Source organism: Microcoleus sp. K1-B1, assembly GCF_036704705.1.
Lineage (GTDB): Bacteria > Cyanobacteriota > Cyanobacteriia > Cyanobacteriales > Microcoleaceae > Microcoleus.
The window spans coordinates 92814-107907 of record NZ_JAUBSH010000006.1 but is presented as its reverse complement, the minus strand read 5'-3'; the positions used below and the strand labels follow the sequence as shown (position 1 = coordinate 107907).

General features: G+C 45.8%; 9 protein-coding genes and 1 pseudogene. 6 read left to right on the top strand and 4 right to left on the bottom strand.

Annotation, left to right across the window (positions count from 1 at the left end; all coding sequences use genetic code 11):
• Positions 1-497 precede the first annotated feature (497 nt).
• The 6 genes and pseudogenes from QUA83_RS03695 to QUA83_RS03675 all read left to right on the top strand — a co-directional run bounded on the left by QUA83_RS03695 (position 498) and on the right by QUA83_RS03675 (position 9007).
• A complete protein-coding gene (locus QUA83_RS03695; RefSeq protein WP_333291598.1) occupies positions 498-1193 on the top strand; it encodes a calcium-binding protein in 696 nt (231 codons plus the stop codon).
• 59 nt (positions 1194-1252) lie between these two features.
• Positions 1253-2266 carry a calcium-binding protein gene (locus QUA83_RS03690; RefSeq protein WP_333291596.1) on the top strand — a complete coding sequence of 338 codons (1014 nt, stop codon included), beginning with the start codon at positions 1253-1255 and terminating at the stop codon, positions 2264-2266.
• 624 nt (positions 2267-2890) lie between these two features.
• On the top strand, positions 2891-3130 hold the full coding sequence (locus QUA83_RS30525) for a DUF1496 domain-containing protein (RefSeq protein WP_333483986.1): 240 nt from the start codon (positions 2891-2893) through the stop codon (positions 3128-3130).
• Positions 3131-3857: 727 nt separating this feature from the next.
• Positions 3858-4694 carry a hypothetical protein gene (locus QUA83_RS03685; RefSeq protein WP_333291594.1) on the top strand — a complete coding sequence of 279 codons (837 nt, stop codon included), beginning with the start codon at positions 3858-3860 and terminating at the stop codon, positions 4692-4694.
• Positions 4695-5735: 1041 nt separating this feature from the next.
• Positions 5736-7658, top strand: a complete 1923-nt coding sequence (locus QUA83_RS03680) for a serine hydrolase (protein ID WP_333291593.1) — start codon at positions 5736-5738, stop codon at positions 7656-7658.
• Between the two features lie 389 nt (positions 7659-8047).
• Positions 8048-9007, top strand: a pseudogene (locus QUA83_RS03675) (IS630 family transposase).
• 169 nt (positions 9008-9176) lie between these two features.
• On the opposite strand, the gene QUA83_RS03670 reads toward QUA83_RS03675, so the two are convergent.
• From QUA83_RS03670 to dnaN, 4 genes are all read right to left on the bottom strand, one after another.
• On the bottom strand, positions 9177-10475 hold the full coding sequence (locus QUA83_RS03670; protein WP_333291591.1) for a ParB N-terminal domain-containing protein: 1299 nt from the start codon (positions 10473-10475) through the stop codon (positions 9177-9179).
• 600 nt (positions 10476-11075) lie between these two features.
• A complete protein-coding gene (gene holA, locus QUA83_RS03665) occupies positions 11076-12071 on the bottom strand; it encodes a DNA polymerase III subunit delta (RefSeq protein ID WP_333291589.1) in 996 nt (331 codons plus the stop codon).
• Positions 12068-13612: a DNA polymerase III subunit gamma/tau gene (gene dnaX / locus QUA83_RS03660; protein WP_333291587.1), complete on the bottom strand. Its 1545-nt coding sequence runs from the start codon at positions 13610-13612 to the stop codon at positions 12068-12070. The genes holA and dnaX overlap by 4 nt, the downstream gene beginning before the upstream one ends.
• Positions 13609-15045, bottom strand: a complete 1437-nt coding sequence (gene dnaN / locus QUA83_RS03655; protein WP_333291585.1) for a DNA polymerase III subunit beta — start codon at positions 15043-15045, stop codon at positions 13609-13611. Before dnaN ends, dnaX begins: the two co-directional genes overlap by 4 nt.
• Between the last annotated feature and the right edge of the window lie 49 nt (positions 15046-15094).

The following is a 15094-nucleotide window of genomic DNA, read 5'->3' as shown; positions in this document are numbered from 1 at the left end:
AAAACTAGCACAAACTACTTGTTCAGGTTTCAGCACTTACCTTCTATCAAAAATTGAAGTCCAAAAGCTCATACTTGCGTAAAAGTACATACTCCGAAAAAACTCACCTCAATAAGCCAATCAAAGGGTTCACAAGCTAAGTTTCTTGCCAAAGTGCATAATCCAAAAAACTTACCCCTAATAAGCCAATCACAGGGTTCATAAGCTAAGTCTATTGCCAAAGTGCATAATCCAAAAAACTTACCTCTAATAACCGAATCACAGGGAACACAAGCTAAGTCTATTGCCAAAGTGCATAAACCAAATAACCCATCCCCAATAAGGCAATCAAAGGGTTCACAAGTTAACGTTCTTACCAAAGTGCATAAACCAAAGAACCCACCCCTAATAAGCCAATCAAAGGGTTCACGAGCCTTAGCTCTGGCTCAAATACATCATCCTAAAACCCAATTTCAATAAACTTTCCCCAACACTTTGAATAACAAGGAATCACTGAAATGGCAACTATTAATGGCACCAACTTCAATGACAACAACACTAATAACGGTGGTGAATTTCGCCCATCGCTAATTGGAACTAATCAAGCTGACTCAATCTATGGCAAAGCAGGAAATGACATATTGTCGGGTCTTGGTGGAAACGACTATCTGGAGGGTGGCACTGGCAACGACAAATTGTACGGTGGCACTGGCAACGACGACCTGCGGGGCGAGGCTGGGAACGACTATCTGAATGGCGGTATTGGCAAGGACTATCTGGATGGTGGCACTGGCAACGACAAATTGTACGGCGGCAGTGGGGACGACAATTTGTGGGGCCAGGCTGGCAATGACATTCTCACTGGCGGTATTGGCAAGGATTACCTTAACGGTTTCAGCAACGGTACCGAATTTGACACCCTCAGTGGTGGCGCTGACGCGGACAAGTTCGTGCTGGGCGCGCAATCCTACTACAATTTCTACACCGGAGATGGTTTCGCCTTAATTACAGACTTTAACTCATCACAAGGCGATAAAATCGCACTCTTTGAGACTGTAGATAAATACTCTTTGGTGTCTGGAAACTTTGGGTATGGTAACCCGAATGTTCAAGATACTAAGATATTGTTCGGAAAGGATGAAATTGGTGTGTTGCAAGACATCACCAATGTCAAAGCAACGGACTTCATCCTTGGTGATCCGTTTCCTGGCTAAGCTGACAACCCTCTGCCTGGTTAAACTTAGCCGTATTATTTGACGGCGCTACAAAAGTTATGGCAGAGGGAATAAATCAAGTTTCAACGATTCAAAGCAATGTAGTAGCGATCTCACAGGTCGCTCAATCTCTACCTCCTAATTTTGAACAACAAGGAGTAAGTGAAATGATTATTAACGGCACTTCTTTTAATGACAACGGTATCGACAAACCAAAGTTAGTCGGAACTAATCAAGCTGACTCAATCTTTGGCAAAGCAGGAAATGACATACTGTCTGGTCTTGGTGGCAGCGACTATCTGGATGGTGGCACCGGTAGCGACGATATGTTTGGCGGCGCAGACAATGATACCTACGTTGTCGATAGCTGGAATGACAAAGTTACCGAGAACTTTAATCAAGGCATCGACACCGTTATCTCTTCCGTCACCTTTGGGCTGGGCTACCGCCTAGGCGAGAATCAGGAGAACCTGAAGCTGAGCGGCAACGCATATGAAGGCTACGGCAATGCCCTCAACAACACCATCACAGGTAATGCCGTTGGCAACTGGATCGATGGTGAAGCTGGTAATGACTATATTGCTGGTGCAGGTGGTAATGACAATCTCTATGGTGAAGCCGGAAATGACACTCTCATCGGCGGCTTTGGTGATGACTATCTATTTGGTGCAGCCAATAATGACAGTCTCGTAGGCGGCTGGGGTGATGACAATCTCTATGGCGACAGTGGCAATGACATTCTATACGGCGGAATCGGTAAAGATTACCTTAATGGTTACGGCAACGGCACGGAATTCGACATTCTCACTGGTGGCACTCAAGGGGACACATTCGTACTCGGTTACTCCACCATCGGTTACTACCTAGGAAATGGTCACGCCACAATTACAGACTTTAACTTATTACAAGGCGATAAAATCCAGGTTGCTGGCAGTACGCAGGATTACTCGCTGGTGAAGTTTGGCAACAACACTAATATCTTGTACAAAAACGATTTGATTGCTGTTGTCCAAAACGTCGAGCTTAACCAAACAAACTTGGTTTCTGCCCCTATCGTCCCCCCTCCACTTTAGGCTTAGTTCTGGGATTTGGAGGCGCTGTACGAGTTGGTGGTGATCACTGAGTGGATTTCTAGTTCCAGGCATTCTATTGGCAAACATAAAGCCTGTAACTAGAAATCGACCCTTGATAGCGCGAATGAATTCTAAGAAACTCTGTTTTTCCCAGAGGCTGAGTTTCTCACTGGGCTGAGAGCTTGCCCTCAAAAAGAACAGAGGGAATAAATCAAGTTTTAGCGATTCCGAGAAATATAGTAGCGATCGCACAGCTCGCTCAATCTCTACGTCCTAATGTTGAACAATAAGGAGTAACAGAAATGGCAACTACTAATCGCACCAATTTCAATGACAATGGTATCGACAAACCAAAGCTAATTGGAACCAATTATCTATTGAAATAATTTCCCATACCCCCTATATTAATAATAATGGTATCGACAAAGTAAAGCTAGTTGGAACTAATAAAGGTGACTTGATCTATGGCAAAGCATGAGATGACATAAGGCTATTGATCAATCAAATGCATAATCTCAAAAACCCAATCTCAATAAGCCAATCAAAGAGTTCACAAGCTAAGGCTCAAGCTCAAATGCATAATCTCAAAAACCCAAACCTACATTTTTTTAAGGAGGAAATTTCATGTTGAATCGCAAGCAGATTTTATCAATGGCATTCCTGGCTATCGGAGTAACTATGATACAGACAACAGCATTGGCGAGTCCAACACCAGTAAATGCTCCCACCAACAGAATTACACAACCTCGAATTGTAAAAGACTGTTACTATGCAGGGCAGCGATACAGTGAAGGTTCAGTTATTAAAGGTAGCGATGGAGTACAAGTACAGTGTTCTGAGAATCGATGGGTTCTCAAGTCATAGTAGCGATATCGTAGTTTCTGTTTGTCAAGGATGGACGGCTAGCGATACACAACCATTAGATCGCAATCTGTATAACAAATACGCTGTAGGTGGAGTTAGCTTATTGTCTGTCTAACTTTCTTCTTCTCCCTCTGGAATTGTCCAGGGGGAGATTTTTTTGTCATCCTTTAAAGGCACTCCAGACAGCGAACGCTCTTTTTACCCATCAAATCTAATTAATTGCTAATTCCAAAGTCTCTTACCTTGCCTTTTCGCAAACACACAGAAAGTCCCACACCCCACAAGCATACTAACTCTAATTAGTAAATCAAATAAATTTATAAGCTAAGGCTCTTACTCAAATGCATAATCCTAAAAACCCATCCCGAATAAGCCAATTAAAGGGTTGATAAGCTAAGGCTCAAGCTCAAATGCATAATCTCAAAAACCCATCCCGAATAAGAAGTCAATCAAAGGGTTCACGAACCAAGGCTGAAAAATAGGTGGAAGTCAAGTTGGGAAGGCGACCTCTAGCAAGCTGCCATCGCTCTTAACCGAGTTAGTCGTCCAAATTAAGAGGAGAAAAAGAAATGTTCAAACACTAAAAAATATTGATTGGTTCAATGAACCAATAATTTTATTCCCCTTTTCACTTAACAGTTTTAGCGAAAAAACTGCTTACATAAAGTGAATTGTGCAGTCAAAACACTAACATTCAGTTTCTCAATATCTAAAAGGACTCTAAACCATGAAACGCCAAATAATAAACTGTAAAACACTCGTAGCAGCACCAATTGCCATAGGACTAATGCTCGGCAGCATCGCTTCAATCGGTTCAGCAGCGCCCGCAAAAACCGTAAACATTCCCGTTCCAAAGGCTGCTGTCGCCGCCGCCTTCAACGTTGCGTTTAGTTCAACAAAGATCCATCTCGACAATTTTGGGCCGAAGGATGGAACAAGCTGGCATAAAGACTCCAGTTACGTTCAATTGCCTAACGGAGCGGAGAAAGCATTTCCGATTAGCGAGTTCACCTTTGATATTACCAAGTATCGGAAGCTCAGGTACTATGTTGATGATGTGAACACGTCGTCTATTCAAGCCACTATTAATGGTAGCAGCATTGAGGCAACAGCACAGTTTGAAAGCCAGGGTGAGGAAATTAAGGCAAAATGTATTCGGAGGCTGGTAGGCAAATGGAATGAGTGTTCGCTCGACATGGAACGTGACATCCACTTGGACAACTCGGTTCTTTCTATGTCTCTCACACCTGTCGCCTACAATGGCTCTATTTCATACGCGAATCCGAAAGTAGACTTCAAGACCGACCTCCGTATCCCCAACAAGCTGTGCCAAGCTTTCAGTGGTATCTGTAGCAAAATCGAAGGCAGAATCAAGGGAGAGTTAACCAAGACGATCGAAGATCGGCTTACCCATGGTCTAAACGATCCAAAGGTGAGAGACAAGGTTGCCGAAGCTGTGAAGAAAGCGCCTAGTATCAGCAACTACATCGGGCCGAAAGCGAAGATTACCAAAATCACCTCTCAAGGCAACAACTTTGTGGTGACTGTGGAGCTTCCAAACTAAATCAACGGTATGTCAGTCTTGGACTTTGGACAAATGAAGAACTCCTTGTGTAGACGGGACACTACGTAGCATTAGTTCACGGTCTTTGGGAGTTTGTAATCCCTAGCCCAAAAAAACAACCCTAATAAGCGTTCACTTAAACACTAGAAAACTTACGTCAGAGGAAAAATAATGAAATTCCCAACTAAATCCATCTGTCTCGGAACTTTGATAACTATCTCAATGGCAACTTCCGCTCTAGCTTCAATTTCAATAACCCAGAGAGTAAGCCAATTGCAACCCAATCGCGAGACAACCGATCAATTGCGCCGAGTTCCACTAGAGCAAGGTTCCCGCACTCCAACTGGGAATCCATCAGGAGATAACCTCAATCGAATTCCGAACAAGCCTAAAGATACAAATTATGAATGTAAGGGTGTTCACTGCAGTTGTTCTGGTGATGACGATTGCAACAACATGTTCCTGAAGGCAGGGTGCGGAGATATCGCTGTTTGTTATGAAGACGGAACATGTGAATGTCTACTGGTTCCCTAGTTGGTTTTCATAGAGGAACACCCCAGCGAGAATCCTATCTACTAGGTGAAATAGCTCTCAGTTCCCACTAACAACTAATAATAACTAAATCCATCACTGACCTCTAGTGTCAGTGGTGTTTTTTTTTGCTATAGCTTAACGTACAGGTTTCCTTTTTAGTGCAGTCACCTCCGCGTGCATAAAAAGATGGATACAAACCTATGGAATCAGTGAAGGAAGACAACAAAACTTGCTTGGGAGAGCTTCTCCTTCATCTATGACCAAAGACTAACATAGCTACTCGCTTAGCCCCCAGCACTTAGCTTTTGCCAATAAATAGAAGCCCCAAAGCTAACCCTTCTTTCAAAGTGCATAAAAGTAAAAAGGCAACCCCAATAAGTCAATCAAAGGGTTCACGAGCCTTAGCTCTTGCTCAAATGCATAATTCCAAAAACCCAATCTCAATAAGCCAATCAAAGAGTTCACGAGCTAAGGCTCAAGCTCAAAAACATAACATTAGAGGAAATTATGTCAGACTCCCCATTTTCCGTCACTGCAAAGCATGACATGACCAGCAAAGAATACGCCGACGCCTATTTCAATCTCCAGGATAAAGGCTATCGCCTTCAATGCGTCAGCGGTTACGAGGAAGGCAGCGCGATCAAATTCGCCGCTGTTTGGAAAAAGGAGATAGGTTCTCCTTTGGCGAGCTTCCACCAACTTACTGGTGCCGAGTACCAAGAAAAATACAATTTCTATGATGGGCAGGGCTTCAAGCTCACGTTTATTAATGCTTTCCGGGCGCAAGGCAAGATATGGTACTCCGCCATTTGGGAAAAAAAGGACGGACCTGATGTGAAGGGTTTCCACGGCATGACTTCCCAGGAGTACAACGACAAGTATGTCTCCATGAAAAATTCGGGCTACCGCTTGCGTTGCGTCAGCGGTGTCGACGGTGGCAACCAGGCATATTTTGCGGGCATCTGGGAAAAAACAAGTGGCCCTTCCCTTGCCACTCACCACATGATGACCTCGGCGGATTACCAGGAAAAATTCAACGACTATGGCGGTAAGGGCTATCGCCTTTCACACCTCCAGGCATTCGTCGCGGACGGCAAAGACTACTACGCTGCCATTTGGGAAAAAAACGCCGGTCCTGCACAGTGGGCTCACCACCGCCTGAGCGAGCCAAATTATCAAACCATGGTGCTCAACTACTTCTACCAGGGCTTCACCATCGAACAAACCTGCGCCTACACGCTGAACGGCAAAACGACCTTCGCCGCCCGCTGGAGTCCTGGCAAGTTCAGCGTCACCGAAATCAAGAAAATCAGCGACAAGGTGGATGCCTTCCTGAAAAAACACGAGCTCCCCGGCTTGACCATGGCAATTGCGAAGGACGAAAAGCTCGTCTTTGCAAGGGGCTACGGCTATGCCGACACCGAGAAAAATTTGCTGATGGGGCCTCAGCACATCGGTCGAATTGCCAGCGTGAGCAAGCCTATCACCGCCGTCGCCATCTTGCTGCTCGCCGAAAAATTTCCAACCAAAATCACTTTGAACAGCAAGGTTTTCGGCTCCGGCAGCATCTTCGGCTCCGACTACGGAACGAAGGATTTGAGCGCCAACGAAAAAGCCATCCAAGTGGACAACCTCCTCGAGCACACCGCCGGCGGCAACGTTTGGGACAACAACGACGTGCAAAACCAATCCAACGCCAGCCCCCAGGCAAAAGAAGATCCCGTCAGCTACGATCCCATGTTTCAATATCCCGGCATGTCCCATTCGGAGCTCATCACTTCGGTGATCGATGACCGCGACCCTGATTATCCGCCCGGCAAGTTGTTTGCTTACTCCAATTTTGGCTACTGCGTGCTGGGAAGGATTGTCGAGAAAATCAGTGGCGAAAGCTATTCCAGTTGGGTGAAAAACAACGTACTCAAGCCTTGCGGAATCACCCAGATGACCATTGCCAAGAATGATTTGGCGGATAAAAAACCCAATGAATTTGTGCTTTACGGTCAGGATGGGGAAAAACCTTATGGCTCGGATTGCACCCGTATGGATTCGCACGGCGGCTGGCTTGCTGCGCCCATTGATTTGGTTCGCTTCGCTGTGCGGGTAGACGGCAAGCCAGGCAAGCCCGACATTATCAACGCTGCCTCTTTTGCAGCCATGACTAGTTCCACCAGCTATGCAACAAATCCAGTCAACACGGCGAGGTACGGAAAAGGCTGGACGCTGACCAACGGCGGTTTCCAGCACGGGGGCGACTTGCCGGGCATGAAATGCAAGCTTGCTGTTCGCAACGACGGGTTCACTTATGCCATCCTTGTCAATTCCCGCGTCATTGACAAGGACACAAAAGGGGCTTTTTCTTCGGATTTCGACAGCTTGATATCCAACTTAATTTCGGAGATTGGGTCTTGGCCCGAATACGACCTGTTTTAGTAGATTAGGGGTAAGGAGATTCAGGTCATATCAAAATAGAAATAGGCTGAAACAACTTCCCACTCAGCTTTCAGCCTAAAACTTCAGAGAAGCGGATACGAAAAACCGCTTATGCAGTTCAGAGATAACCTATTTCTCAATCGAGTTATACACACGACTCGATTGAGAAAATTTTTTGTTATATAGCCTTTCTCAGAAAGATGAGGTATGATGTTACTGACACTCACTCGTGAGGGTCAAACAGAGAAAACAAGCTCAAATAAACTATAATTACATGGTTCAGTAAAGCCACGCGAAAGCGATACCACACATAATAGCATTTTTTTGACAGCACGATCTGCTTGACTCACACCACGTTTACTTGTACCCCACTTCATACATTGTTAAAAATGAAAGCTTATTCGATTGATTTTAGGCAAAAAATTCTTGATACTTATCATGCTGAACCCATTTCACAAAAAGCAATAGCTAAGCCTTTTTCTGGAGCCTCGGAGTTTTGTACAAAAATTGCTTAAACAATATCGTGAAACAAAAAACCTTACTCCGAGAACTGACAGATGTGGAGTCAAAGGCAAACTCAATGCAGAGCAACTACTCATCGGGAGCGGAATTGGTTGAAGGAAATAATGATGCAACTCTTGAAGAACTCCGTTATTTACTTTATGGAAAAATTTGATTTTCCGTTAGTAGAGCAACAATAGGAAGAATGATAAAACTCTTAAACATTACTGTCAAAAAAAAACTTTCTTCCCTTCAGGTAAAGGCACGGAGCTATTTCTAATCCTGCGAGGTGAGTTCTGGAAAATAATTAAAGAGATTAGTTTGAAAGACTTAATATTCCTTGACGAATCGGGAGTTAATTTGGCAATGGTTAGGTTATATGCTAGGTCTTTAAAAGGTGAAAGAGCTCTCGTGACCAAAACCAACTAAACGTGGCAAAAATGTCTCAATAATTGGAGCAAGGTCAGTCAAAGAAATTTTGACTTCGGTTAATCTAATAGGCGGAACTGATGCAATTACATTTGAAGCTTTTATTATCAGAAAACTTGTGCCAAAACTCTGGAAAGGTGCTTGTGTAGTGATGGATAATTGTCCCATTCACTTGGGAGAAGAAGTGAAAAAAGCGATCGAAAAAAAAGGGGCAAGATTAATATACTTATCACCTTATTCACCAGATTTTTAACCAATTTAAAATCTGTGGTCAAAACTTAAAATTATTCTCCGTTCTATCAAGACTACTAATTATCAAGAATTAGGAAAAGCACTCTTAGTTTGCGTTCGGACAAGTTACATCGTCAAATATTTTTAACTGGTTTACACACTGCTGTTATTATACCTCATCTTTTTGAGAAAGGCTATAAGAGGGTAGGGGCGATCGCGTGACGCCGACAAATTCTAGTTGTGCGATCGCCCGAACGAGGGGTTGTAGCAGTAGCCAAAATACCTAGATTTACCGAGAATTTAAAGGGTAAATTCAAGGGCTAATTACGAATTTAGTGCCAGCAAACAAGAGCCTAATTATAAAGCCTGCTCGATCGCCCGTCGCGCCAACTCCACCTGTTCCACAGCATCCAGATAAGCTAGCGCTGCTGCATCCCAAACCACTTTTCTCTGCATCCTGTTCAAGACGATTTTCCCAAACTCGTACACCGTGCCGAAGCTTTGCAGCCTGAGAATTCGCTCAGCTATTGAGCAAAAACTCGGCGTTGGGTTCAATATCGTCACCACATCCGATTGAAGGAGCGATACCACCTCTGAACCCATATCGACTTTCAAAGTCGCTCCAACTTCCACAATCCGGCCCCAAAATCCATTCCACTTCCTTTCCGCTATTTTTTCTTTAGGAATAAAAGGGATTTTGACAATAACCCATGCCCCCGCGTTGTCTGAACCAAAGCGCGTTTTGACTCCCTCACCCGTAATTGGTTCGCAAGGAGTGCAAGTTTTACATTCTTCACCGCAATCGCTTTCTTGAACCGGCTCGCTATTACTGCTGCCCTCGGTTTTCTTCGAGGCGGAAGATTTTCTCAAAGCACCCTTAATCAGAGCTTTAGCTTGTTTCGGGGTTTTCGCTGCTCCCGACGCGATCGCTGCCAACGCCACTACTCGCTTGTCCTCCTGCATCTTCGCAAGTTGATACCCTACATCTATGCTGTGGTCATTAATAATGTCCAACCACTTTGCAGCCAATTCGGGGCGATCTTTCTTGAGCTCGTCGGCAGCTTTGACGGCAATGCGCCCTTTCCTGTAGTTCCTGCCGCACCCCAACCCGACTATAGCCGCTACAATATTTTCCGTCAGTTCCATTTCCCTTGGAGTCAGACCTAAGTCGATCGGGTTCAATGGAAAATTTTCCATCAGCGGTTGCTGGTTGTCCGACGGCGGCTCTGCTGAGTCAGCAGCTTGGTGGGGAGCTTTCTTGGCAGCATGTCTGTTCCTCAGCTCTCTAGCTATAGGCTCCACAACAATTCCTTCCCGAATTCTCTGTACTGGACTTTGGTGGCGGTGGCGGTTTTCTGCCACCAAGACGAAGAGCTCGTAATCTTCAGTCTGGAAGTGGCGGACAATAACTGGGACCGACTCCCAGCCCAGCGCTGCTAGCGCCCTCCACCGCCGATGACCGCTAACGATCGTGCCATCTGTTTTGATGGTCAGCGGTTGGACGTAGCCTTTGAGTTGGATCAACTCTACCAGGTCAGCAATACTTTCGGTGCACCCGTAAATTTCCTCATTGCGAGGGTGAGGCTTGAGTTGGTCAAGACCAATATGCTGAATCGCGTCGCTGACTGAGAGCGACACAGTTTCATTTTTATTCATTTGGATAGCCCTGGTTGTTTATTTGGGGATTGGGGCTTTGTACCTTTGCCTGCTAAACCCAATAAGGTTTCCTAACAGAAAGTTGGGGTTATTCTCTGTCGGGGCGGCGCGGGTTGTATCGGCAGGTCGCCTTCACTGTCAAAAGGTTCGCTGCTTTTACATTCTTAGAATAGCATATTTCTTAAACTAGCAATGCGCTACATTCTGGTATAAGAAAAGACTATTATGCTTAAAATCTTTTTAAATAATTATTGATTATAATGATAGCGTTTCTGATTAAAACGGGAGAAATAATTAAAATTAATTATAACAGAGCTTTTATCACGTTGTATTTCAAATTAACAATTACTACAAACATAATGTATGTGGGAGACTTTAGCCCAGTCCTTACGTATTTTCCACATTTCGGGCATCTCTGTGAGGGTTTTATTTTTTGATTAGCAAGCATTAACATTGGAGTGACTTTAGTTTAATTAATAAGTTTTATAAGGTGTTTTGGTAAAAAAAAATTCCCCGTTTAACTTGTTGCATTAGTTAAACGAGGGAAATGAACACTCGCGCTCGCCCCTATATCGCCCCTACATCACTTCTATATCGCCCCTATATCGCCCCTACATCGCTTCTACTTCGCGTTTCCTTGCTTTCTTGAGGAAACAGTTGGGCGATCGCCAGAATTGCAGGCAACATGGAATCCCCTTTACGCCCAAGCTTCAGCGAACCCTCTAAGTCAAGCAGCAGGGACACCGCAGACGAAAGGGATGTTAGAGAAGCAGCAGCTACTTCTTTTCTCAGAAAGTACACTCGCTTCGGGTTGACAATTTGACAAATCCGGGCAATTTCAGCGTCTTGCTTAACTCCTCCAACTATCGCCGCTTTCACCCACAACCAAGTTCTAAATTGAGCAATCAGCGTCGCACAAATCGCCAGCGGGAAAGTTTCTATTGCCAAAAGGTCAAGCAGCAAATAGACTGCTCTCTTAGAGTTATTTTCCCTCAGCGCTTCGGCAAGCTGAAGGCTATTTTGAGTGGTTGAAGGAACCAGCGATCGCACTTGGTTTAAAGTGAGGGAAGCGCCGCTGCTCAGGGTCGCCAACTTGTGCAGTTCTGATTCGGCGCGAGCCGGATTGTTGCCGATCGCAACCGCCAAATAATCAATAGCATTTGAGTTCAGCGACAGCCCTATTGCCAAAGCTTGAGTTCGGATAGATCGGGCAATGAGATCCGTTCGCCAGGGGGGGATAAGGTCGAACTCGAACAGCTTAGCTTGAGAAAGCAGGAATTTTGCCACCTTCAGGCGTTTGTCAATAGAAGGCGCTACAAAAACCAGGTGCGTCTTTTCCGGTACCTGCGGGAGCACCTGAAGAACCTCCAGCGCCTCTTCAGTAAACTGTTTGAAATTACACCCTTCTACCACCACTAACTTTGCTTTTTCCGTTCCCAAGGCGGGAGTCAGGGCGCAGTCAACCGCCTCATTCAATGCCGAAGCATCAAAGCGGTGATAATTGAAGCCAATCCAAGCGGGGTTGAGGTTCTTTTTAAAGGCAGAAAGCTTTTTGTGAATCGCGTGGAGGTCATCCCCTATCAGCAAGCTAATCATGGGTTCTTCTCCTCGAACAACACTTGATAGCGGACGCCCGTTGCCGCTAGAAATATCTTCTGCACCTTAGCTGCGTTTCGGTTGAATTTGTCCAGGTATTGGGCGGGCACTGCCAGCACCGCTTTCTTTTCCGTCAGTGCTACCAGGGAAGCAGCACAGAGTAAAGCGCGGTTCTTCTCAGAAGTTGCTGAGAGCACTTTTTCCCAAATGGCTCGCTCTTTGGAACGGGGCGATCGCAACTTGGAGGAGGTGGGCAGCTTCTGGGTGCGGTCGGGCTGCCTGGGGTTAGCAAGAGCGCCAAGAGCGACGTGGGGTTTTAATTGTGGCACCTTTGCCAATCCCAGCAAGCAGAGTTCCAGCCACAGCGTTGGGTGAGCGCTTTTGCTGAGCTGCCATTCCGAAGCCTGCAACTGTTCGAGGCCAGCAGCGATCGCATTGCAGTCCCAAGCAGAGGCAATTTCCATCAGGGCCGAGTGCGAAATGCCGCTAACTAGCATCAGCGAACAGTCCGGCACGCTCGTTGCAAGCAACAAGTCCCGGTAGCAGGCTAGCAGCGACGCCAGCAGCATTTTAGGGCTTTTCCCGCTGTCAATGAGTTCGCGGGACAGTTGCAGCAGCTTCAGCGCGTTGCCGGTGCGGGCCGATTTCAAAATTGCAACTAAATCCGACTCCGGTATCCGCCCCGACAGCTCCAATACGTGAGAGCTGGTAATTTCCTCTCCTAATAAGCTCAACTGGTCGAGCAACTGCAAGGCGTCCCTCATCCCGCCATTCGCGGCGCGGGCGATCGCAATTTTAGCTGCTTCGGCAATTGCAATTGACTCTTTTTCAGCTACCATTGTTAGCTGTTTGACAATGGCTGGGATTGGCAGCGATCGAAACAGAAACGTTTGGCAGCGGCTGTTAATTGTTGGCAGCACTTTGTGTTGCTCTGTTGTACACAAGATGAACACTACATGATGCGGAGGTTCTTCCAAACATTTTAGAAGAGCGTTAAAAGCTTGGGAACTTAGGCAGTGAACTTCATCTAAAATAAACACTCGGTAGCGGCTGATAACTGGTGCGAAGTGCGATCGCTCGATCAGGCCGCGAGCGTCATCCACACCGTTGTGGGAAGCTGCGTCAATTTCAGCAACATCTAAGCTGCTGCCTTTTTCAATCGAGCGGCAGGACTGGCACTTGCCGCACGGCTTTACTGTGGGTTTGTCTGCACTGGTGCAGTTGAGAGATTTAGCTAAAATGCGGGCCGTTGAAGTTTTGCCCGTTCCCCGTTCGCCGGCGAACAAGTAAGCCGGAGCAATTTTATTAGTTTTGACCGCATTGGAAAGTGTCCTTTGGATGTACTCCTGTCCTGCCAGTTCAGACAAGCTACGAGGGCGGTATTTTTGAGGCAATGCTGCGTACATGATTGAATGGTTAGGTGTAATTGTTTGCTGAGAATTAGAGTCATATTTGCGGAGTTTGCACTCAGAAGAAGAGAGAAGTAAAAAACTCAATATTTTTACTTCTGCCAAGCGAGCCTTTTCTGCAACAGACATCATTCTTTGAAAATCGGCATTAACAAGTATTTGGCATCCATTAGGATGTTGGGCTTGGAGCGGTTGCCAGCAGGAACTAAAATGGCGGGGCCGTCGCGCTGAGTGAGGTGCATTTGGAGTTGGGAACTAGCGATCGCTTTTGCACCTTCCAACAGGTATTTTATGTTGAATGAAATTGACAAATTGCCGTCTGGGTTAACGTGCGCTGCCATCTGTTCCAAACCGTTTCCAAATTCTCTGAAAAGCGACAGTGACACTTGCTGTGCTTCGCTATTAATGCGGATGCTGAGCGTTTTTTCTTTCTTGTCTGCCAGCACAGCAATTCTCTCTATAGCTTTGATGAAAGGTGCTTTTTCCAGCGTTACCTGATGTTGGAAATCCTGCTGCAATAAATCGGGATAAGCTGGGTATGCGCCTTCTAAACAGCGCGTTACTAAGCGCTGCGCTCCCCACCGGAATTCTATCAAAGCGCTCTCAGTGCTGTAAGAAAGCTCTACTGGGTCAGCGGATGTCCTACTCGATAAAATTCGTTCCAGTTCGGCAAGCGATTTAGCTGGGACTGTAAGCTCTAGAGGCTGTGTAATTTCCGCTTGTTTCTTCTTAGAAAAACCTTGAATTGAAGTATTGAGGACAACTAAACGGTGACCGTCTGTGGCAGCAAATTCGAGGCTATCTTGGCCGATTTTGAAGTAAACACCTGTTAGGATTTGCTTGCCTTCATCGGTAGCGGTGGCAAACAGTGACCCTTTCAGCCCTTCTTTCAAAATTTCAGCGGGGATGCAAATTGTTTGCGCTGTTTTTACTTCAGGAATAGCAGGGAATTCTTCACTCGAAATCCCTCGAACTTGATAGCGACCGCAAGCAGCAATTAGGGTAGCAACTGGACTGTTGCTAACAGCCTCTGGCAAGGTGATGTTATTCCCGCTATCTTCGCTATCTTCACCTTCGCGATTCAAGGCTTCGCGACTGACTAAAGTGATATCTCCGGGCGAGAATTTCCCGACAATATCACTGAGAAGTCCGACTGGAATAGTCATGTCGCCGGGAGATTGAACGTTTGCCTCAAAGGAGGTTTGAATAGCCAATCTCATGTCGAAGACGGTAAGTTGGACTCGCTGCGTTTTTTTGCAAGCAACTAAGAGGACATTTCCTAACACGGGGTGGGTGGGTTTTGCTGGGACAGCTTTGCTGACAAGTTCGAGATGGTTGGCTAAATTTTCTTGCGTGCAGACGAGCTTAATTTCTGCTGGCAAAAGCTGGGGAGAATCGCCTGCGCTATTGGAGGAATTGCGATCGGATTTTTCTTCAACTTTTAGTTCATCTTCGACCAAAGGTTCGGTTTGTTCCAAGGGAACACTTGCCTTTGGTTTAATTTTGGAAAATCCGCTCTCTTTTTTTCGGCTTTTAGCTGTCGCGGTGTGGGATTTGGTTTGCATCTTTGTGCGTTAAAATAGCTGCTAAGCGGGGGCAGCGCTAGCTGCCCAG